17 protein-coding genes are annotated in these 20,274 nt (G+C 71.8%); 7 read left to right on the forward strand and 10 right to left on the reverse strand.

Annotation, left to right across the window (positions count from 1 at the left end):
• The first annotated feature begins 135 nt into the window (after positions 1-135).
• Both ACZ6ZI_RS14710 and glgB read left to right on the forward strand, forming a co-directional pair.
• Positions 136-1,569, forward strand: coding sequence for a maltokinase N-terminal cap-like domain-containing protein (locus ACZ6ZI_RS14710; protein ID WP_469520106.1), 1,434 nt, complete (start codon positions 136-138; stop codon positions 1,567-1,569).
• Positions 1,566-3,902 (forward strand): 1,4-alpha-glucan branching enzyme, encoded by a 2,337-nt coding sequence (gene glgB, locus ACZ6ZI_RS14715; protein WP_469520108.1) that lies wholly within the window; start codon positions 1,566-1,568, stop codon positions 3,900-3,902. Before ACZ6ZI_RS14710 ends, glgB begins: the two co-directional genes overlap by 4 nt.
• A 25-nt stretch (positions 3,903-3,927) precedes the next feature.
• On the opposite strand, the gene ACZ6ZI_RS14720 is transcribed toward glgB, so the two are convergent.
• On the reverse strand, positions 3,928-4,287 hold the full coding sequence (locus ACZ6ZI_RS14720) for a thioredoxin family protein (RefSeq protein ID WP_469520111.1): 360 nt from the start codon (positions 4,285-4,287) through the stop codon (positions 3,928-3,930).
• A 97-nt stretch (positions 4,288-4,384) separates the two neighbouring features.
• Positions 4,385-4,828 carry a MerR family transcriptional regulator gene (locus tag ACZ6ZI_RS14725; RefSeq protein ID WP_469520113.1) on the reverse strand — a complete coding sequence of 148 codons (444 nt, stop codon included), beginning with the start codon at positions 4,826-4,828 and terminating at the stop codon, positions 4,385-4,387.
• A 286-nt stretch (positions 4,829-5,114) separates the two neighbouring features.
• Between ACZ6ZI_RS14725 and ACZ6ZI_RS14730 the strand changes: the two genes are divergently transcribed.
• Entirely contained in the window at positions 5,115-5,840 is a 726-nt protein-coding gene (locus ACZ6ZI_RS14730) for a helix-turn-helix domain-containing protein (protein ID WP_469520117.1), read from the forward strand.
• 128 nt (positions 5,841-5,968) lie between these two features.
• Here the strand turns inward: ACZ6ZI_RS14730 and ACZ6ZI_RS14735 are convergent, their stop codons facing one another.
• A complete protein-coding gene (locus ACZ6ZI_RS14735) occupies positions 5,969-6,994 on the reverse strand; it encodes an ATP-dependent 6-phosphofructokinase (protein WP_363053354.1) in 1,026 nt (341 codons plus the stop codon).
• 367 nt (positions 6,995-7,361) lie between these two features.
• On the opposite strand from ACZ6ZI_RS14735, the gene pta reads away from it, so the two are divergent.
• The 3 genes from pta to pyk all read left to right on the forward strand — a co-directional run bounded on the left by pta (position 7,362) and on the right by pyk (position 12,226).
• The gene (gene pta / locus ACZ6ZI_RS14740) at positions 7,362-9,452 is read left to right on the forward strand and encodes a phosphate acetyltransferase (protein ID WP_469520120.1); all 2,091 of its coding nucleotides are present in this window, start codon (positions 7,362-7,364) and stop codon (positions 9,450-9,452) included.
• 66 nt (positions 9,453-9,518) lie between these two features.
• On the forward strand, positions 9,519-10,733 hold the full coding sequence (locus ACZ6ZI_RS14745) for an acetate kinase (protein ID WP_469520122.1): 1,215 nt from the start codon (positions 9,519-9,521) through the stop codon (positions 10,731-10,733).
• 62 nt (positions 10,734-10,795) lie between these two features.
• Positions 10,796-12,226, forward strand: a complete 1,431-nt coding sequence (gene pyk / locus ACZ6ZI_RS14750) for a pyruvate kinase (RefSeq protein ID WP_363053351.1) — start codon at positions 10,796-10,798, stop codon at positions 12,224-12,226.
• 77 nt (positions 12,227-12,303) lie between these two features.
• Here pyk and ACZ6ZI_RS14755 read toward each other — a convergent pair whose 3' ends face one another.
• From ACZ6ZI_RS14755 to ACZ6ZI_RS14770, 4 genes are all read right to left on the reverse strand, one after another.
• Positions 12,304-13,626: a hypothetical protein gene (locus ACZ6ZI_RS14755; protein WP_469520125.1), complete on the reverse strand. Its 1,323-nt coding sequence runs from the start codon at positions 13,624-13,626 to the stop codon at positions 12,304-12,306.
• Positions 13,616-14,182 carry a DUF6114 domain-containing protein gene (locus tag ACZ6ZI_RS14760; protein WP_469520128.1) on the reverse strand — a complete coding sequence of 189 codons (567 nt, stop codon included), beginning with the start codon at positions 14,180-14,182 and terminating at the stop codon, positions 13,616-13,618. Before ACZ6ZI_RS14760 ends, ACZ6ZI_RS14755 begins: the two co-directional genes overlap by 11 nt.
• A gap of 107 nt (positions 14,183-14,289) precedes the next feature.
• Positions 14,290-14,943 carry a DUF6230 family protein gene (locus ACZ6ZI_RS14765; protein ID WP_469520131.1) on the reverse strand — a complete coding sequence of 218 codons (654 nt, stop codon included), beginning with the start codon at positions 14,941-14,943 and terminating at the stop codon, positions 14,290-14,292.
• Between the two features lie 618 nt (positions 14,944-15,561).
• Positions 15,562-16,554: a tetratricopeptide repeat protein gene (locus tag ACZ6ZI_RS14770; RefSeq protein WP_469520135.1), complete on the reverse strand. Its 993-nt coding sequence runs from the start codon at positions 16,552-16,554 to the stop codon at positions 15,562-15,564.
• Positions 16,555-16,804: 250 nt separating this feature from the next.
• Here ACZ6ZI_RS14770 and ACZ6ZI_RS14775 point away from each other — a divergent pair, with 250 nt between their 5' ends.
• Complete coding sequence (locus tag ACZ6ZI_RS14775; RefSeq protein ID WP_469520138.1) at positions 16,805-17,443, forward strand: TetR/AcrR family transcriptional regulator; 639 nt, start codon at positions 16,805-16,807, stop codon at positions 17,441-17,443.
• Between the two features lie 87 nt (positions 17,444-17,530).
• Here the strand turns inward: ACZ6ZI_RS14775 and ACZ6ZI_RS14780 are convergent, their stop codons facing one another.
• From ACZ6ZI_RS14780 to ACZ6ZI_RS14790, 3 genes are all read right to left on the reverse strand, one after another.
• Positions 17,531-19,231, reverse strand: coding sequence for an acyl-CoA mutase large subunit family protein (locus ACZ6ZI_RS14780; RefSeq protein ID WP_469520141.1), 1,701 nt, complete (start codon positions 19,229-19,231; stop codon positions 17,531-17,533).
• Positions 19,232-19,351: 120 nt separating this feature from the next.
• Positions 19,352-19,681, reverse strand: a complete 330-nt coding sequence (locus tag ACZ6ZI_RS14785; RefSeq protein WP_363053344.1) for a DUF3817 domain-containing protein — start codon at positions 19,679-19,681, stop codon at positions 19,352-19,354.
• A gap of 65 nt (positions 19,682-19,746) precedes the next feature.
• Positions 19,747-20,256 carry a MarR family winged helix-turn-helix transcriptional regulator gene (locus ACZ6ZI_RS14790; RefSeq protein WP_363053343.1) on the reverse strand — a complete coding sequence of 170 codons (510 nt, stop codon included), beginning with the start codon at positions 20,254-20,256 and terminating at the stop codon, positions 19,747-19,749.
• Positions 20,257-20,274: the final 18 nt, after the last annotated feature.

Here is a 20,274-nt window from a genome sequence, read left to right on the forward strand (position 1 = left end):
TCGCCCGAACGGGTCAACCGCCCGCCCCTGTACGGATCATCCTGACCCGACACTCGCCCATACCGGAGAAGCAACTGCCGCACATCCGGGACACTCTGCGCATTCTTTGACGGCCCGGGGAAAGGACGCGACGCCATGTCGGAGGCTGCATCCGCCCGGAGCCGGCTCACCGCCGACCGGGCCGGCGGGCTCGGCCCGCTGGATCCGATGCTGCGGGCCTGGCTGCCCGCACAACGCTGGTTCGCGGGCAAGGGCCGCGCCATCAGCAGGCTACGGACCGTCTCGGCGGCCGAACTCCTGCCGCCCGGCTCCACGCCGGGCCTGCTCCACCTCCTGCTCGACGTGGACGGGGACTGCTACCAACTCCTGCTCGGCAGCCGCCCGTCACCCCTGCCGCCCGCCCTGGCACCCGCCCTGATCGGGCACCCCCAGGAAGGCCCGTACGCGGGCCGGGCGATGTACGACGCGCTGGGCGACCCCCGGCTCGCCGCACTCCTGCTGGAACGGTTGCGCGCCCCCGGATCCCTGGGGCCGCTGCGCTTCGACCGCGACCCCGAGGCCCCCGTCCCGGCGGGGCTGACCCCCCGGCCGCTGTCCGGGGAGCAGACCAACTCCTCACTGATCTACGGGGACGCGTACATCCTGAAGGTGTTCCGCCGCGTGGGGCCGGGGGTCAACCCGGACCTGGAGCTGCCCAGAGCCCTGGCCGCCGCCGGCTGCCGACGCGTGCCCGCGCCGGTCGCCTGGTACGAGGCGGACCTGCCCGGCGGAGAACCGTTGACCCTCGGCGTGCTCCAGCCCTACCTGCGCGGCTCCCACGACGGCTGGCAGCTCGCCCTGCGCAGGCTCGGCGCCGGAGCGGACTTCACCACCGAGGCCCACGCGCTCGGCCGGGCCACCGCCGAGGTCCACAGCGCCCTCGCCGACGCCCTGCCCACCCTGGCGCTCGGCCCCGAGCAGACGGCACGCCTCGCGGCCGGCATGACGGCCCGGCTGGCCGCCACCGCCCGCGAGGTGCCCGCGCTGCGCCCCTACGAGGCCGGCCTGCGCGGGGCCTTCGACGCCCTGGCCGCCTCCCGCGGGGCCGGGGTGCCCGCCCAGCGCATCCACGGGGACCTCCACCTCGGGCAGACCCTGCGCACCGTCGACGGCAGTTGGGCGCTGATCGACTTCGAGGGGGAACCGGCCCGGCCCCTCGCCGACCGGCGCCGCCCCGAACCGGCCGTGCGCGACATCGCCGGGATACTGCGCTCCTTCGACTACGCGGCGCGTTCGCACCGGCCGTTCGCCCCCGCCTGGGCGGACGCCTGCCGCTCGGCGTTCTGCGAGGGCTACGCCCGCACCACGGGCCGGGACCCCCGCGAGGACCCGGTGCTGCTGCGCGCCTACGAGACCGACAAGGCGGTGTACGAGGCCCGCTACGAGTCCCGCCACCGCCCCGACTGGCTGCACGTGCCGATGGCCGCGATCCGCCGGCTGTCGGAGCCGCAGCGCCCCGCCCACCGCATGCCCCCGCCGACCCCCGGCAGCACCCCCCACCCGAAGCCCCCGAGGAGGCCGCTCGCGTGAGCGCCGCACGACAGTCGTCCCCGCCCCCGACCGTCCGCGAGGAAGCCGCACCGCCACCGCCCGCCGCGGCGCCCGCCGAGGTGCCGGCCGCGCCCCCGGTCGAGGGCCCGGCGCGGGGGACCCGCACCCCGAGGGCCCGGCGCGCGGCGCCGTCCCGGGGGGTCCGGCCGGCGCCGGCGCTCGGCGCGGAGGAACGGGCCCGGCTGTTGGAGGGCCGCCACCACGACCCGCACGCGGTGCTGGGGGCCCGTACCCAGCGCGGCGGGGTGGCGTTCCGGGTGCTGCGGCCGTACGCGAAGGCGGTGACCGTCGTCGCGAAGGGGCTGCGCGCCGAGCTCTTCGACGAGGGGGACGGGCTGTTCTCCGGGCTGCTGCCACTGACCGGGGTGCCGGACTACCGGCTGCTGGTGGCGTACGACAGCGACGAGGTGGAGGTCCACGACCCCTACCGGTTCCTGCCCGCCCTCGGCGAGCTGGACCTGCACCTGATCGGCGAGGGCCGGCACGAGGAGCTGTGGACGGCCCTGGGGTCGGAGCCGATGGAGCACCAGGGCGTGGCGGGGACCCGCTTCACGGTGTGGGCGCCGAACGCGCAGGGCGTGCGGGTCACCGGGGACTTCTCGTACTGGGACTCGGTCGCCTACCCGATGCGCTCGCTCGGCTCGACCGGGGTGTGGGAGCTGTTCCTGCCGGGGATCGGCGAGGGCACCCTGTACAAGTACGACATCACGCGGCCGGACGGCGGCCACACCCTGCGCGCCGACCCGATGGCCCGTCACGCGGAGGTCCCGCCGGCGAACGCGTCGGTGGTCACGCGGTCGCGCTACGAGTGGCGGGACGAGGCGTGGATGGCCGCGCGCGGCGCCCGGCCCCCGCACCAGGCCCCGCTGTCGGTGTACGAGCTGCACCTCGCCTCGTGGCGGCCGGGACTCAGCTACCGGCAGTTGGCGGAGCAGCTTCCCGCGTACGTGAAGGAGCTGGGCTTCACGCACGTGGAGTTCATGCCGGTCGCCGAGCACCCCTTCGGGGGCTCGTGGGGCTACCAGGTGACCGGGTTCTACGCGCCGACCTCGCGGATGGGCACTCCCGACGAGTTCCGCGGCCTGGTGGACGCCCTGCACCGGGCGGGGATCGGGGTGATCGTCGACTGGGTGCCGGCGCACTTCCCCCGCGACGCCTGGGCGCTGGCCGAGTTCGACGGGCGGCCGCTGTACGAGCACCAGGACCCGCGGCGGGCCGCGCACCCCGACTGGGGGACCCTGGAGTTCGACTACGGGCGCAAGGAGGTCCGCAACTTCCTCGTCGCCAACGCCGTGTACTGGTGCCAGGAGTTCCACGTGGACGGGCTGCGCGTGGACGCGGTGGCCTCGATGCTGTACCTGGACTACTCGCGCGGCGAGGGCGACTGGACGCCGAACGCGCACGGCGGCCGGGAGGACCTGGACGCGGTGGCGCTGCTCCAGGAGATGAACGCGACGGTCTACCGGCGCTGCCCCGGGGTGATGACCATCGCGGAGGAGTCCACGGCCTGGGACGGGGTGACGCGGCCGACGGACGCGGGCGGGCTGGGGTTCGGGCTGAAGTGGAACATGGGGTGGATGCACGACACGCTGCGCTACGTGTCGAAGGAGCCGGTGCACCGCAAGTACCACCACCACGACATGACCTTCGCGATGGTCTACGCGTTCAGCGAGAACTACGTCCTGCCGATCTCGCACGACGAGGTCGTGCACGGCAAGCGCTCGCTGGTCTCGAAGATGCCCGGCGACTGGTGGCAGCAGCGGGCCACGCACCGCGCGTACCTGGGCTTCATGTGGGCCCATCCGGGCAAGCAACTGCTCTTCATGGGGCAGGAGTTCGCGCAGGGTTCGGAGTGGTCGGAGAGCCACGGACCGGACTGGTGGCTGCTGGACTCCTCCTACCCGGCGGCCGATGATCACCGGGGCGTGCGGGACCTGGTGCGCGACCTGAACCGCGCGTACGGGGCGGCGCCGGCGCTGTGGGAGCGGGACACGGTCCCGGAGGGCTTCGCGTGGGTGGAGGCGGACGCGGCCGACGACAACGTGTTCGCGTTCCTGCGGTTCGCCCAGGACGGCTCCCAGCTGCTGTGCGTGTCGAACTTCTCCCCGGTGGTGCGGCACCGGTACCGGATCGGGGTGCCGGAGGAGGTCCCGCTGTGGCGGGAGGTCCTCAACACCGACCTGGAGGCCTACGGCGGCAGCGGCGTCCGGCACGACCGCGCGTTGAAGCCGGAGCCGGTGCCGGCCCAGGGACGGGCGGCGAGCCTGCGGATGACCCTGCCGCCGATGGCGACGGTCTGGCTGAGGCCGTAGGCGGAAACGGAGGGCGCCGTCCGGCTCAGGCGGTGGCGTCCGCGCGCTGCTCCAGGTGCTCCTCCAGCTCCTGGAGCAGCCTGCGCTTGGCGCGGGCGCCGACCAGCTGCCGTACGGGTTCGCCGTCGCGGAAGAGCAGCATGGTGGGGGTGGCGAGGACCCCGTGGGCGGCGGCGGTGGCGGAGTTGCGGTCCACGTCGATCCGGACCACCTTCAGCCGGTCGCCCTCCTCGGCGGCGAGGGCGCCGAGGACGGGGGCGAGCTGGCGGCAGGGGCCGCACCAGTCCGCGGTGAACTTGACCAGGACGGGCCGGCCCCGCTCCTGGAGTACCTCGGCGGCGAAGTCGGCGTCGGTCACTTCGGGCACACCGTGTGCGTGGATCATGTGGTTCCCCTCCGGTGGTTCGTGTCGTGTGTTCGCGCGTGTGCGTCATGCGTCCTGTGCGTTGCGTGCGTCGTGGGCGCGTCGTGCGGGGGCGTGTTCAGCCCGTCATCTCGCAGCGCGGGGCGGGCGGCTCCCCGTCGACAGCTCCCCCGGCTCCGGCTCCGGCTCCGGCTCCGGCGTCGGAGCCGGCCGTCGCCTCGGCGTCGGCCAGTTGCCGGGCGACCGTCGCGCGTACGTCGGCCAGCCGGTCGATGAGGCCGTCCAGCTCGGCGAGCTTGCGCCGGTAGACGACCAGGGAGGCCGGGCAGGAGTCCCCGGCCGGGTGGCCGGCGCGCAGGCAGTGGACGAAGGGGCGGGTCTCCTCCAGGTCGAAGCCGAAGTCCTGGAGGGTGCGGATCTGCCGCAGCAGGCACAGGTCGTCCTCGTCGTAGTCGCGGTAGCCGTTCTCGCTCCGCCGGGCGGCCAGCAGCCCGCGTGATTCGTAGTACCTGAGGGTCCGCGTGCTGGTGCCGGCCCGCTTCGCCAGTTCGCCGATGCGCATGGACCGACCGTATTCCTTGACGCCGACGTCAAGGCAAGGGCCGCGGGGGCCCTCGCCACCCCCGTGGGCGAGGGCCCCGACAGTGATCACGTACGGGGTGGGCGGCCGGTTCGGGCCGTGTGACGCGGATCACTCGACGAGTCCGAGGACCCACCTGAAATGGAGTGGCCGGATCCGTACGCTGTGGATGGATCTTCCGACGATCCGATTACCGGACAGTCGCAGGGAAACCCGGCCAAAGCGCCGAACTCCATAGGACTTTCCTACGAGTTATGGCCTTGTTTGAATGGTCTGTAGTCGCCACCCCTCGGACACTCCTACGGTGTGGCGTGTGCACTCCAGCCCCCCTTTCAATGCCCCCGCCGCGCGGCGCCTGCGCGCGGCCCTGGGCATGGCTCCCGGCCACGTCGCCTACGGCCTGAGAGCCCAGTACGGCCTGCTCGTCGCACCCGAGACCGTGATGGCCTGGGAGCGGGGCGAACAGTCGCCCACCTCCACCGAACTCACCGCGCTCGCCGGTGTGCTCTGGTGCTCCCCCGGGGAGCTCCTCGCCGAGCCCGTCACCCTGCGGGAACACCGCATGGCGCGCGGGCTGGATCCCGACGACCTCGCCCGCAGGATCGGCGTGGACGCCGGCGCGTACCAGAAGATGGAGGACACCGGGCGCTGGAAGGGCAACGAGCGGCAGTCCGCCGCCCTCGCCTCGGTGCTCGGCCTGAGCCTCGCCCAGTTCGTGACGGCGACCGGCAAGCACGAGGAACTCGCCGACCTGCTGCGCAGTGCGGTCACCACGCGCTGGCAGGCCTACGTGAAACCGCTGGCCAAGCTGCTGCCGGTACCCAAGGCCCACCTGGAGCGGGCCTTGGAGACGCTCCACAACGACTACCAGTCGCGGATGGTCGCCACCCTGAGCTGGGGCGGCGGCGCGGGCACGGCCGGCGCCGGGGACGCGGGGCGGGAGTTCCTCGCGGAGATCACGGACCGGTTCTGGTCCCTGGTCGGCGGTGCGTGACCGGTCACATCGAAGCCGCCCCGGGGACGCGGAACGGCCCCGGACGCCTCCCTCGCGGGGGTGCGTCCGGGGCCGTTCGGCGTACAAGAGGGGACGAAGGTCCCGGCCCGGCGGGGCGGGCGGCCCGGTCAGAAGACCGACTCGGCCTCGTACATCCGGTCGTCCGGGACGGTCTTCAGCTCGGTGACGGCCGAGGCCAGCGGGGCCATGACGATGTCGGTGCCGCGCAGGGCGGTCATGTTGCCGAACTCCCCGCGGTGCACGGCCTCGACGGCGTGCCAGCCGAAGCGGGTCGCCAGGACGCGGTCGTAGGCGGTGGGGGTGCCGCCGCGCTGGACGTGACCGAGGATGACCGGACGGGCCTCCTTGCCGAGGCGGTGTTCGAGCTCCACCGCGAGACGGTTGCCGATACCGGCGAAGCGTTCGTGACCGTACTGGTCGATGGCGCCCTTCTCGTACGGCATGGAGCCCTCGGCCGGGTGCGCGCCCTCGGCGACGCAGATGACGGCGAACTTCTTCCCTCGGGCGAACCGTTCCTCCACCATCTTGACCAGGGCGTCCACCTCGAAGGGGCGCTCGGGCAGGCAGATGCCGTGGGCGCCGCCGGCCATGCCCGACTCCAGGGCGATCCAGCCCGCGTGGCGGCCCATGACCTCGACGACCATCACGCGCTGGTGCGACTCGGCGGTGGTCTTCAGACGGTCGATCGCCTCGGTGGCCACCATCACGGCCGTGTCGAAGCCGAAGGTGCGGTCCGTGGAGGAGATGTCGTTGTCGATGGTCTTCGGTACGCCCACGACCGGCATCCCGGCGTCCGACAGCATCCGGGCCGCCGTCAGGGTGCCCTCGCCGCCGATCGGGATCAGCGCGTCGATCTCGTAGCGCCGGGCCAACTCGGCGGCGTTCTCGGCGGCCTCGTGCAGGCGGGCGCGCTCCATGCGCGCTGAACCCAGAATCGTGCCGCCGCGGGCCAGAATGCCGCTGACGGCGTTGATGTCGAGGGGACGGTAGTGGCCGTCGAGGAGGCCCTTGAAACCGTCCTCGAAGCCGATGACCTCGTCCCCGTGACCGACGACGGCCCGGTGCACGACCGAACGGATGACGGCGTTCAGGCCCGGGCAGTCGCCGCCTGCGGTGAGAACTCCGATGCGCATCGTCCTGTGTCTCCTGCTCCTGGTCGTACCGGGCCGTACACGTGCGGGCGGACGGCCGTACATATGAAGGGCGTATTGATGAAGCCTGTCCGATTGTTCCACGGGCCGCACGGGGCGCGCGCTGCGCGCCGGACGGCCCCGGGGCCTTTCGGCCCTCTCGGTCGGGCCGTTTTCCCGGCGGGCGTCCTATCCACCCGCAGAGGTATTGTCAAGAGGTCAAGCCCACCCTAACCGGGACAACAGAGCGCCGGCCCACCCGCAGCGGGGTGGGGCACCGTGACGCGCCGGCGGGCGCTGACGAGCACCGACAGCACAGCACCGACCACACTGACACTGACCACAGACCTTCATGGGACGGAGAGCACGCGTGACGCGCAGCGTGTACGTGACCGGTATCGAGCGGGGGGACGGCCGCCAGGTCGTCGAGCTGGGGATCATGGAGCTCCTGACCCGCCAGACGGGCCGGGTCGGCGTCTACCGACCGTTGCTGCACGACGGGCCGGACCGCCTCTTCGACCTCCTCAAGGCCCGCTACCGGATCGACCAGGACGCCGCGACGGCGTACGGCATGGAGTACCACGAAGCCTCCGCGATCCTCGCGGAGAAGGGGACCGACGAACTGGTCTCCCGACTCGTCGACCGCTACCACCGGATCGCCCGCGACTACGAGGTCATGCTCGTCCTCGGCACCGACTACGCCGACACCAACCTGCCCGACGAGCTCGCGCTGAACGCCCGCCTCGCCAACGAGCTGGGCGCGGTCGTCGTGCCGGTCGTCGGCGGCACCAAACACCCGGCCGAGGCGGTGCGCGCCGAGGCCCGCAACGCCTACCGCGCCTACGAGAGCCTGGGCTGCCACGTCGTGGCGATGGTGGTCAACCGGGTGGCCCCCGAGGACCGCGACCCCATAGCCGAGCGGCTCTCCGCCCGCCTCCCCGTGCCCTGCTACGTCCTGCCGGACGACAAGTCCCTCTCCGCCCCGACCGTCGCCCAGATCACCCGGGCGCTCGGCGGCGAGGTGCTCCTCGGCGACGACGCGGGCCTCGCGCGCGACGCCGTCGACTTCGTCTTCGGCGGGGCGATGCTGCCGAACTTCCTGAACGCCCTGACCCCCGGCTGCCTGGTCGTCACCCCCGGGGACCGCTCGGACCTGGTCGTCGGCGCGCTGGCCGCCCACACCTCCGGCACCCCGCCGATCGCGGGCGTCCTGCTGACCCTGAACGAGCGTCCGAGCAAGGACATCCTGACGCTGGCCTCGAAGCTGGCCCCGGGCACCCCGGTGGTCTCCGTCGCCGGCAACAGCTTCCCGACCGCCGCCGAACTCTTCTCGCTCCAGAGCCGGTTGAACTCCGCGACCCCACGCAAGCTGGAGACCGCGCTCGGCCTGTTCGAACGCCACGTGGACACCGCCGAGCTGCGCGACCTGCTGTCGGTGGCCCGCTCCGAGCGGGTCACGCCGATGATGTTCGAGCACGAACTGCTGGAGCGGGCCCGCTCCCAGCGGCGCCGGGTCGTCCTGCCCGAGGGCACCGAGGAGCGCGTGCTGCGCGCCGCCGACGTGGTGCTGCGGCGCGGGGTGTGCGACCTGACGCTGCTGGGCGAGGAGCAGGCGATCCTGAAGAAGGCCGGCGACCTCGGCATCGACATCACGGGCGCCCAGCTCATCGACCCGGCGACCTCCCCGCTGCGGGAACGGTTCGCCGAGTACTACGCCCGGGCCCGCGCCCACAAGGGGATGACGGTCGAGCTGGCCAACGACGTGGTCACCGACGTCAACTACTTCGGCACCCTGATGGTCCAGGAGGGCCTCGCGGACGGCATGGTCTCCGGTTCGGTGCACTCCACCGCCGCCACGATCCGCCCGGCCTTCGAGATCATCAAGACCAAGCCGGAGGCCTCGATCGTCTCCTCGGTCTTCTTCATGTGCCTGGCCGACCAGGTGCTGGTCTACGGCGACTGCGCGGTCAACCCGGACCCCGACGCCGAGCAACTGGCCGACATCGCCGTCCAGTCGGCCGCCACCGCCGCCGCCTTCGGCGTCGAGCCGCGGATCGCGATGCTCTCGTACTCGACCGGCACCTCCGGCTCGGGCGCGGACGTGGACAAGGTCCGCAAGGCCACCGAGATCGTGCGCGCGCAGCGCCCCGACCTGGCGGTCGAGGGGCCGATCCAGTACGACGCCGCGGTGGAGCCCTCGGTCGCGGCGACGAAGCTGCCGAACTCCGACGTGGCCGGCCGGGCGAGCGTGCTGATCTTCCCCGACCTCAACACGGGCAACAACACGTACAAGGCCGTGCAGCGTTCGGCGGGCGCCGTCGCGGTCGGTCCGGTGCTCCAGGGTCTGCGCAAGCCGGTCAACGACCTCTCGCGCGGTGCGCTGGTCCAGGACATCGTCACCACCGTGGCGATCACCGCGATCCAGGCGCAGTCCCCGGCCGGCGGCGCCCCCACCGCCTGAGCCCGGCCCGCGCCCCCGTACCCCGCCTTCCCCCCACCCCGTCCACGACCAGGAAAGACCCTCATCGTGACCGCATCGCGCGTACTCGTCCTCAACTCCGGCTCCTCGTCGGTGAAGTACCAGCTCCTCGACATGGCGGACCGCTCCCGCCTCGCCGTCGGCCTGGTGGAGCGCATCGGCGAGGAGACCTCGCGGCTGACGCACGAACCGCTGACCGGACCGGGCGCGGCGGGCGGCCGGCGCGAGCGGACCGGTCCGATCGCCGATCACGAGGCCGCGCTCAAGGCGGTGGCGGCGGAGCTGGCCGCCGACGGGATGGGGCTGGACTCCCCCGAGCTGGCCGCCGTCGGCCACCGGGTGGTGCACGGCGGGACCCGGTTCAACCGGCCGACGGTCATCGACGACGAGGTGCTGGCGGAGATCCGCAGCCTGATCCCGCTCGCCCCGCTGCACAACCCGGCGAACGTGACGGGCATCGAGGTGGCCCGATCCCTGCGCGGGGACCTCCCGCAGGTCGCCGTCTTCGACACGGCCTTCCACTCCACGATGCCGGAGCACGTGGCCCGGTACGCGATCGACGCCGCGACCGCCGACAAGTACTCCGTCCGGCGGTACGGCTTCCACGGCACCTCCCACGCCTACGTCTCCCGCGCGACGGCCGCCCTGCTGGGCCGGCCGGTGGAGGACGTGAACGTGATCGTGCTGCACCTGGGCAACGGCGCGTCCGCCTCGGCCGTGCGCGGCGGGGTGTGCGTGGAGACCTCGATGGGGCTGACCCCGCTGGAGGGCCTGGTCATGGGCACCCGGTCGGGCGACCTGGACCCGGCGGTCATCTTCCACCTGGCCCGGGTGGGCGGGCTGTCGATCGACGAGATCGACTCGCTGCTCAACAAGAAGAGCGGTCTGCTGGGGCTGTGCGGCGACAACGACATGCGCGAGGTGACGCGCCGGGCGGAGGAGGGCGACGCCTCGGCCCGCCTCGCGCTGGACGCGTACGTCCACCGGCTGAAGAAGTACATCGGCGCGTACACGGCGGTGCTGGGGCGGGTGGACGCGGTGACCTTCACGGCGGGCGTCGGCGAGAACGCGGCCGGCGTCCGGGCGGCGGCCGTCGCCGGTCTGGAGGAGCTCGGCCTCGCCCTGGACCTGGAGGCCAACGCGGTGCGCTCCCCCGAGCCCCGGCTGGTGTCGGCCGAGTACGCCCGGGTGGCGGTGGCCGTGGTCCCGACCGACGAGGAGCTGGAGATCGCCACCCAGGCGTACGCGTTGGTTACCGAGTAGTCACTTGGACTTTCCACCAGACGGAATATTCCGCTACGAAACAAACGGATAGGATCCGCTCCATGCGCCGTTCCAAAATCGTCTGCACGCTGGGCCCCGCCGTCGACTCGTATGAGCAGCTGAAAGCGCTCATCGAGGCAGGTATGAACGTGGCCCGATTCAACTTCAGCCACGGGTCCCAGGCAGAACACCAGGAGCGGTACGACCGCGTCCGGAAGGTCTCCGAGGACACCGGGCGCGCCGTCGGCGTCCTCGCCGACCTCCAGGGTCCGAAGATCCGTCTGGAGACCTTCGCCGAGGGTCCCGTCGAGCTGGTGCGCGGTGACGAGTTCACCATCACCACCGAGGACGTCCCGGGCGACAAGTCCATCTGCGGCACCACCTACAAGGGCCTCCCGGGCGACGTCGCCAAGGGTGACCAGGTCCTGATCAACGACGGCAACGTCGAGCTCCGGGTGACCGAGGTCGAGGGCCCGCGGGTCAAGACCATCGTCATCGAGGGCGGTGTCATCTCGGACCACAAGGGCATCAACCTGCCGGGTGCCGCCGTGAACGTCCCCGCCCTGTCGGAGAAGGACGTCGACGACCTGCGCTTCGCCCTGCGGATGGGCTGCGACATGGTCGCGCTGTCCTTCGTCCGCGACGCCAACGACGTCAAGGACGTCCACCGCGTCATGGACGAGGAGGGCCGCCGGGTCCCCGTCATCGCCAAGGTCGAGAAGCCGCAGGCCGTCGAGAACATGGCGGCCGTGGTCGACGCGTTCGACGCGGTCATGGTGGCCCGCGGCGACCTCGCCGTCGAGTACCCGCTCGAAAAGGTCCCGATGGTCCAGAAGCGGCTCATCGAGATGTGCCGCCGCAACGCCAAGCCGGTGATCGTCGCGACCCAGATGATGGAGTCGATGATCACCAACTCGCGCCCGACGCGCGCCGAGGCCTCCGACGTCGCCAACGCCATCCTCGACGGCGCGGACGCGGTCATGCTGTCGGCCGAGTCCTCGGTCGGCGCCTACCCGATCGAGACCGTCAAGACGATGTCGAAGATCGTCACGGCGGCCGAGGAGGAGCTCCTGTCCAAGGGCCTCCAGCCGCTGGTGCAGGGCAAGAAGCCGCGTACGCAGGGCGGCTCCGTCGCCCGCGCGGCCTGCGAGATCGCGGACTTCCTGGACGCGAAGTCGCTGGTCGCCTTCACCCAGTCCGGTGACACGGCCCGCCGCCTGTCGCGCTACCGCGCCTGCCAGCCGATCCTGGCGTTCACCACGGACGTCAACACCCGCAACCAGCTCACGCTGAGCTGGGGCGTCGAGTCCCACGTCGTCCCGCACGTGGACAGCACCGACGCCATGGTCGACCTGGTCGACGCCGAGCTCTCGAAGCTGGGCCGGTACAACGAGGGCGACACCATGATCATCACGGCCGGCTCGCCCCCCGGCGTCCCCGGCACCACGAACATGGTCCGCGTCCACCACGTCGGCGGCGGCACCCGCGCCTGACGCCTGACGCCACGACTCTGCCGCACAGAGCGAGGGCGGCACCCCGATCCGGGGTGCCGCCCTCGGTGCGTCGGGGGCTACTTCTCCGCCGGGCCGATGTAGTTCCTGAGGCCCGGGACGGTCAGATTGCCGCCGAACTGGCCGGCCTGGACGACCTTGACGTTCGTGAAGAACGCGAAGGGGACGTTCAGGGGCGGCGGGGAGTTCGGGGTGAACTCGATCGGGATGAGGCCGAAGAGGTTGCCCTTCAGGCTCTCCGTGTACATCGTCACCTTGCCGTCGCGGATCTTGGACGTGGAGCCGGGGCGGGACTTCAGGTGGGCGATGTTCGGGCCCTTGCCGACGGTCTGGTACAGGTCCTTGATGTCCAGGGAGTCCGCTGTGAACTTCAGGACCTTCTTGACCTTGCCGCCCGCCGTCCGGACCTCCACGATGCCCTCGTAGTCGAGGCCGTACAGGGTCAGCAGGGAGCTGTCGAGGTACCAGGGCTCGTCCGGCAGGAGCGGGACGCCCGGGTCCAACTTGGCGTTGGCCAGGGCCTCGGCGTCGTAGGTCGGGCAGGGGAAGGGTTCCTTCCCGTCCGCGTCCTTCGTCGCCGTCGGGGAGGCGGAGGCGGAAACGGAGGCGGAGGCGGAGGCGCTCGGCGAGGGACCGTCCTCGTCCTCGTCCTCGGCTCCGGACGCGCCGCCCGTCTCGTCCTTCGGCTTCGTCGCCGTGTCCTTGACGTCCTGCGGCAGTTCCGTGACCGCGGCGCCGGCCTTCCTCGCCGCCTCGCGGATCGCGTCGGCCGCCGGGTCCTTGCCGGGCGCGGTGGTGGGCGCGGGGGTCGGGGCGGCCGGCTTCCTCGCGTCCTGGAGGGGCTTGCCGAAGGCGTCCACCAGACCCTTGAGGGCGTCGCCGACGCCCAGCGGGTCCAGCGGGTTGACGGTCTTCGTCGCCGAGGGGGTGGCCGACGGCGAAGGGGTCGCGGACGGCCTGTTCGCCGTCGCGGACGCCGTGCCCGAGGGCTTCGCCGCGGGGCTCGTGGCCGGCTTCGGGGCCTTGCTCGCGCCCGGTGAGGCGGTCGCGCCGGGCGACGTGCCCGGCGAGGGCGTCTTCGACGCGGACGTGGAGGGCGACGGCGAGGGTGAGGACGAGGCCGACGCCGACGGTTCGTCGGAGCGGGTCACGCACGGGCCGGGGGCGAAGGGGATGTCCTTCTCGTCGGCCAGCGCCATCCTGGGGGCCATGCCCATGCCGACGAACACGGCCGTCGGCATCGCCGCCAGCGCCATCGTCTTGCCCACGGGTATCTGGAGCTTGTTCAGCAGGGACTTCCTGGGCGCCGCGTGGCGCGGGCCCTTCCTCTCACGGGACTCCGCTCCGGGGGCCACGTCCCGGTGCGTCTGTTCACCCCGCACTGTTCCTCCCGCCGTCGGCGTGGGCAGTCGTCGTCTCGGTCGCGTACGCCGTCTCCGTGTCGCGGGGGCCCGGGAGCCCGAAGGGGTTGCCCGCCGTCACCCGCGCCTTGTCCGCGTCCTCCTCCCCGTCCCGCTCCGCGTCCTCGTCGGCCGGCACCCCGGGGGCCCAGGCCAGTGCGAGGCAGCCGCCGATCATGGCCGTGATGAAGCCGATGAAGAAGCCGCCGAGGTTCGACTTCGGGATCGACACCAGGGCGAGCAGGATGGCGGCGACGCCGGCGAAGACGCGGATGCCCTGCTGGAACCAGAGGGCGAGGCCCAGGGTGATCAGCAGGACGCCGAGGATCAACGAGACGGATCCGGAGGTCGTCGCCATCGCGAGGGTGACGTTGGCCAGCCGGATGTCCGCGAAGGGGAAGTAGATGATCGGCACGCCGCCGAGGAGCGTGAACAGTCCGGCCCAGAAGGGACGGGTACCTCGCCAGGCACGGAAGCGGTGGCGCATGACAGTGAGCCAGTGATCGTCTGCGGCGTGAACCGGGGCCTGGGGGTTCATGGACAACAGCTCCCTGGAAACGGTGGTACGGAGAACTCTGTGGAGCCCGCGCGGGCGCGCGGCGACGGCCGTCGTCGCGCGCCCGCGCGGTCACGTACGGGACGGGATCAGTCCTCGTCCTCGTAGCACGGCTTGTCGCCGCTGAGCAGGCGCAGCTTGAGGTCGGGCAGCGTGAAGGTACCCGCCGTCGTCGCCCACGCCTTCTGCCGGACCTTCGTCAGCGTGGCCGTCTTGGCGCGCTGCGAGAACAGTCCGTTGTCCGCCACCGTTCCCGGAGCCGGCTTGGTGGTGTGCGAGCCGTCACCGACCGCGACACCGATGTCGAGCTGCTCGAAGTAGGCGTCCGCGTCCAGTTCGGCGACGTCGAGGTAGATGTTCTCGGCGACCGCCGGGGTGCCCTTGTTGCCGGTGCGCAGCTGGAGCGTGATGGCGCCGAGGCCCGGCACCGGCGTGACCAGGGACTGGCACATGTTGGTGATCGTGGCCTTGCTGAAGCCCGAGACGGTGACCGGGTGCTTCTGCTTCTTGTTCGGGTCCTTCTCGCCGATGATGGAGCCCTCGGCGACACTTCCGTACTGGATCAGGTTCTCGCCGACGAGCTTGTCGGCCGACACCTTGAAACTCTGGCCCGAGACGCTGAACGACGCCGCGAGGGCGCCCTGTGCCAGACCCACACCGACCGCGGCGGTGGCCGCGATGCTCGGGACCATGACGAGAGCGAAGCGCTTCCATCTGGTCCCGCCACGAACCTGAGAACTCATTTGGTTCCTCCTTCTCGGACGTACATCTCCGGTCCGGGCCGTGCCCGTCCTGGGATGGGAGAAGTGCTACGTCCTCGGGAAGGAGCGCAGGCGGCCGAGGTATGGCTCTGCCACATCGCGTTCACCGGCGTTCACCCCCGAGCGACAACCACTGGGCCACGCGTTCGCGCAACCTGGAGGACAGGCCCTGCCGTTGTGGCGGGGACCCCCCTGTCCACGGCCGGTGCCACTGCCACCGGCCGGCCCGGTGGGGACCCTCCGCCGCGGCTCCGGATGAGCGGCTCCGCGGGAAGGACCGAGCGTCGCCGATCGTGGTCCATTCCAGGCCGGGGCACAAGGGGGTTCGTTACTGGCGGGTAACGGCTGGATAACCGGGGTGCGACCGGGCGCCGTCGGGTGGGCACGCTGGGTGCCACCCAGGGCCACGACACAACGGCGGAAGTGCGAACCAACCGGACAGTTCACGGGGTTCGACTTACTGCGAGTAACAGCGGCCGCCATGGCCAAGATTTGGCAAAAGGCGGCCGCTGTTTATCTCCGTGTCAATAAATCACCGGGGCTCGAACGGCGGACCGGGGCGACGCCCGGCCGGATTCCGCACCGGCGCGCGCAGGGGTCCTAGAACAGCACCCGCGCGAGGGCCGTGCGCGCCGCCGCGACCCGGGGGTCGTCCGCCCCGATGACCTCGAACAGCTCCAGCAGGCGCACCCGTACGGCGTCGCGCTCGTCGCCGAAGGTCACCCGTACGGTGTCCACCAGTCGACCGAAGGCGTCGGCAACGTGCCCGCCCGCCAGGTCCAGGTCCGCGGCGGCCATCTGCGCGGCGGGGTCCTTCGGGTTCGCCGCGGCCTCGGCGCGCACCGTCTGCGGGTTCAGGTGCTGCACCCGGGTGAGCAGTTCGGCCTGGGCCAGTCCCAGCTTCGCCTCGGTGTTGCCGGGGTCGTCGGACAGTACGTTGCGGTACGCCTGGACGGCGCCGCCCAGGTCACCCGCGTCCAGCGCGACGACGGCCGCCTCCAGCAGCGCGTCGTGGGGGCCGACCGGGATCTCGGCGGGGGCCACCGGGCCGCCCTCCGCGTCGGGGTCGACCTGGAGGCCGATGAGACCGAAGCGCTCCTCGGCGACCTGGACCAGCTGGGCCAGGGTCTCGCGGATCTGCTGCTCGGGGGCCACGCCCTGGAACAGCGGCAGCACCTGGCCGGCGACGACGGCGAACACGGCCGGGATGCCCTGGATGCCGAACTGCTGCATCAGCATCTGGTTGGCGTCGACGTCGACCTTCGCCAGGACGAGGCGGCCGTTCGCCTCGACGGTGAGCCGCTCCAGGAGGGGGCTCAACTGCTTGCACGGTTCGCACCACTCGGCCCAGAAGTCGAGGACGACCGGTACCTCGTTGGAGAGCTGGAGTACGTCACGCTCGAAGCCGGCCTCGGTGACGTCGAGGACCAGCGAGGAGGGCGCCACCGCGCCGGCGGGCGCGGCGCCCGCGCCTTCGCCTGTCTGACGGGCCGCGTCCGCGCGGGCCTGCTCGGCCTTCGCCTTGGCTTCGCCGGCCGCCTTCACCGCGGCGAGGTCGACCACGCCGCTCATGGACATGTTTCTGGGCTGCATGCGTACATCCTCCCCCGAGTGCGCGCGCCGGCGAAAAGGATCCCGGAAGATCGTCCGTGAATCGCCGTGTCCAGCTGTGTTCGACTGATGTGGCGCCGGGTCCCCACCTGGCGCCGGCAGCGGTTCGCGTGGTTGTCGCTCTTTCGCTACGAGCCGTAGCGTAACTCCCCCGCGCCGGCCGCGCCCCGTGATCTGAACCACACCTCCCGCGCCCCCGCCGACTGCCCTACCGGCCGGTATGGTCTCGGCCATGCGCAACCCCAGCCCCGGAGGCAGCTCCCCGCACGGCCGTACCGGTCGCCCCCGCAACGCGGCGGCCGACGCCGCGATCCTGGCGGCGACGCGGGACGCGCTGGTGGAGCTGGGATGGTCGAAGCTGACGATGGGGGACGTCTCGGCCCGGGCGGGCGTCGCCAAGACCACCCTCTACCGGCGCTGGGCGGGCAAGAACGAGCTGGTCGTGGACGCGGTCGCGGAGCTGTTCGACGCCCTCGAACTGCCCGACCGGGGCTCGCTCGAAGCGGACGTCGAGTACGTGGTGCTCCAGTTCGCGGAGCTGCTGCGCCGCCCGGAGGCCCGTACGGCCCTGATGGCGGTGGTCGCCGAGTCCACCCGGGACGAGGCCCTGCGCGACCGGATCAGGTCGGCGATCGTGGACCGGCAGAAACGTCTCGTCGTCCTGGGGCGGGAACGGGCGCAGCAGCGGGGGGAACTGCCGGCGGAGCAGGACGCGACCCTCACCGCGCACACCACGGACCTGATCTTCGACGTGATCGCGGGCACGGTGGTGCACCGGGCGCTGGTGAGCTCGGAGCCGGTGGACGAGCTGTGGGTGGCGTCCTTCACCGGGCTGCTGATGAACGGCCTCCAGGGCGCCGCGCCGGCCTGAGCGCGTCCGTCCCGTACGCGGAAGGCCGGCCGCGGGCCCTCCCGTACGGGGGATCCGTGGCCGGCCTTCGTCGCGCGCGGCGAGCCGTCAGAAGCCGGGCGGCTCGGTGTAGGTGCCCCACTCCTCGCGCAGGACGTTGCAGATCTCGCCCATCGTGGCCTCGGCGCGCACGGCGTCGAGCATGGCGGGGATCATGTTGGACCCGTCGCGGGCGGCGTCGAGCATCGCGGACAGGGCGGCCTTGACCTTGGTGTCGTCGCGGCGTTCCTTGCGGTCGGCCAGGACGCGCACCTGCTCGCGCTCGACCTCGTGGCTGACGCGCAGGATCTCCAGGTCGCCGGTGACCGATCCGTGGTGGACGTTGACGCCGACGACGCGCTTGTCGCCCTTCTCCAGGGAGCGCTGGTACTGGAAGGCCGACTCGGCGATCTCCCCGGTGAACCAGCCGTCCTCGATGCCGCGCAGGATGCCCGAGGTGATGGGGCCGATGGGGTGGCGGCCGTCGGGGTGGGCGCGCAGGCCGCGCTCCTTGATCTGGTCGAAGATCTTCTCGGCGTCGGCCTCGATGCGGTCGGTGAGCTGCTCGACGTACCAGGAGCCGCCGAGCGGGTCGGCGACGTTGGCCACGCCGGTCTCCTCCATCAGCACCTGCTGCGTGCGCAGGGCGATCTCGGCGGCCTGCTCGCTGGGCAGGGCGAGGGTCTCGTCGAGGGCGTTGGTGTGGAGGGAGTTGGTGCCGCCGAGGACGGCCGCGAGGGCCTCGACGGCGGTGCGCACGACGTTGTTGTACGGCTGCTGGGCGGTGAGGGAGACGCCGGCGGTCTGGGTGTGGAAGCGCAGCCACATGGCCTTGTCGGACTTGGCTCCGTAGACCTCCTTCATCCAGCGGGCCCAGATGCGGCGGGCGGCGCGGAACTTGGCGATCTCCTCGAAGAAGTCGAGGTGCGCGTCGAAGAAGAAGGAGAGGCCGGAGGCGAAGTGGTCGACGTCCAGGCCGCGGGAGAGGCCGAGTTCCACGTAGCCGAAGCCGTCGGCGAGGGTGTAGGCGAGCTCCTGCGCGGCCGTGGCCCCGGCCTCGCGGATGTGGTAGCCGGAGACGGAGAGCGGCTTGTAGGCGGGGATGCCGTTCGCGCAGTACTCCATCAGGTCGCCGATGAGGCGCAGGTGCGGCTCGGGTTCGAAGAGCCACTCCTTCTGGGCGATGTACTCCTTGAAGATGTCCGTCTGGAGGGTGCCGTTGAGCACGGCGGGGTCGACGCCCTGGCGCTCGGCGGCGACGAGGTACATGCAGAAGGCGGGGACGGCGGGCCCGCTGATGGTCATGGAGGTGGTCACGTCGCCGAGGGGGATGTCCTTGAAGAGGACCTCCATGTCGGCGGCGGAGTCGATGGCGACCCCGCAGTGTCCGACCTCGCCGAGGGCGCGGGGGTCGTCGGAGTCGCGGCCCATGAGGGTGGGCATGTCGAAGGCCACGGACAGACCGCCGCCGCCGGCCGCGAGGATCATCTTGTAGCGCTCGTTGGTCTGCTCGGCGTTGCCGAAGCCGGCGAACTGGCGGATGGTCCAGGTCCGGCCGCGGTAGCCGGTGGCGTGCAGGCCGCGGGTGAAGGGGTACTCGCCCGGCCAGCCGATGCGCTCGAAGCCCTCGTACGCGTCCCCGGGCCGGGGTCCGTAGACGGGGTCGACGGCATCGCCGGAGAGCGTGGTGAAGTCGGCGTCCCGCTTGCGGGCCTTGTCATAACGGGCCTGCCAGCGGCGGCGGCCCTCCTCGATGGCGTCAGCGTCCATACCCTCGAATTTACTAGGACGTCCTAGTAAATGTCGATGGCAAACCCCCGGAGAGTCTTCCCCGGGGGTGTCGGCTCCAGGCCGGCGCGAGCGCCGGGAGGCGCCGCGCGGCGGCGCGCCCTACGCCTCGGCGGTCGCCGGGGCGCCCGCGACCAGCGGCTCCACCTCGGCGCGGATCTTCCGCTCGACGAAGAAGGCCGCCAGCGGGATGGTGCCGGACACCAGCACCCACAGCAGCTTGCCGAAGGACCACTTGGCCTTGGAGCCCAGGTCGAAGGCGAAGACCAGGTAGATCATGAAGAGGACGCCGTGGGCCTGCGAGACCGCGAAGGTCAGGTCGGCCCCGGTGTCGAAGCCGTACTTCGCCACCATGCAGGCACAGAGGATCAGGAGCATGACCGCGGTCACGAGGGCCATGACGCGGTAGCGGGTCAGCACGCTTCGTTTCATGCCGTCGAGCCTAACCGTCCGTTTTGCTCGATCTTGACGCGGCCCCGCCCCCGCAGGCCTACCCGCTACCTCTCGTCGAAGTCGGCGGCCGCCACCCGCAGCGGGCGCAGCAGCGCGAAGATCTCCCCGCACTCCTCGGCGTCGTACACCCCGAGCCCGAAGTCGATCTCCATCAGGTCCTTGGTGGCCGCCTCGACCACCTCGCGCCCCTTCTGCGTGATGGACGCGAGGGTGCCGCGACCGTCCTGCGGGTTGGGCCGCTTGTCGACCAGGCCGGACCTCACCAAACGGTCCACGGTGTTCGTCACGGAGGTCGGGTGGACCATCAGACGCTCGCCGATCTTCGACATCGGCAGTTCGCCGGCCTGCGAGAACGTGAGCAGCACCAGGGCCTCGTAGCGGGCGAAGGTCAGACCGTACGGCTTGACGACCGCGTCGACCTCGCCGAGCAGGATCTGGTGGGCCCGCATGATCGAGGTGATCGCGGCCATGGAGGGCACCGGCCCCCAACGCTGCTGCCAGAGCTCGTCGGCGCGGGCGATGGGGTCGAAGGGGAGACTGAGCGGCTTGGGCACCCACCAGACCCTACCGGG

It is taken from the genome of Streptomyces sp. NPDC103540, from assembly GCF_055584445.1.

Excerpts from the sequence above, each read along its gene's own strand:
- ACZ6ZI_RS14710 (WP_469520106.1), top strand. The coding sequence starts at position 136 with ATGTCGGAGGCTGCATCCGCCCGGAGCCGGCTCACCGCCGACCGGGCC.
- ACZ6ZI_RS14720 (WP_469520111.1), bottom strand. The coding sequence starts at position 4,287 with ATGATCCACGCACACGGTGTGCCCGAAGTGACCGACGCCGACTTCGCC.
- ACZ6ZI_RS14725 (WP_469520113.1), bottom strand. The coding sequence starts at position 4,828 with ATGCGCATCGGCGAACTGGCGAAGCGGGCCGGCACCAGCACGCGGACC.
- ACZ6ZI_RS14730 (WP_469520117.1), top strand. The coding sequence starts at position 5,115 with ATGGTCTGTAGTCGCCACCCCTCGGACACTCCTACGGTGTGGCGTGTG.
- ACZ6ZI_RS14735 (WP_363053354.1), bottom strand. The coding sequence starts at position 6,994 with ATGCGCATCGGAGTTCTCACCGCAGGCGGCGACTGCCCGGGCCTGAAC.
- pyk (WP_363053351.1), top strand. The coding sequence starts at position 10,796 with ATGCGCCGTTCCAAAATCGTCTGCACGCTGGGCCCCGCCGTCGACTCG.
- ACZ6ZI_RS14760 (WP_469520128.1), bottom strand. The coding sequence starts at position 14,182 with ATGAACCCCCAGGCCCCGGTTCACGCCGCAGACGATCACTGGCTCACT.
- ACZ6ZI_RS14765 (WP_469520131.1), bottom strand. The coding sequence starts at position 14,943 with ATGAGTTCTCAGGTTCGTGGCGGGACCAGATGGAAGCGCTTCGCTCTC.
- ACZ6ZI_RS14770 (WP_469520135.1), bottom strand. The coding sequence starts at position 16,554 with ATGCAGCCCAGAAACATGTCCATGAGCGGCGTGGTCGACCTCGCCGCG.
- ACZ6ZI_RS14775 (WP_469520138.1), top strand. The coding sequence starts at position 16,805 with ATGCGCAACCCCAGCCCCGGAGGCAGCTCCCCGCACGGCCGTACCGGT.
- ACZ6ZI_RS14780 (WP_469520141.1), bottom strand. The coding sequence starts at position 19,231 with ATGGACGCTGACGCCATCGAGGAGGGCCGCCGCCGCTGGCAGGCCCGT.
- ACZ6ZI_RS14785 (WP_363053344.1), bottom strand. The coding sequence starts at position 19,681 with ATGAAACGAAGCGTGCTGACCCGCTACCGCGTCATGGCCCTCGTGACC.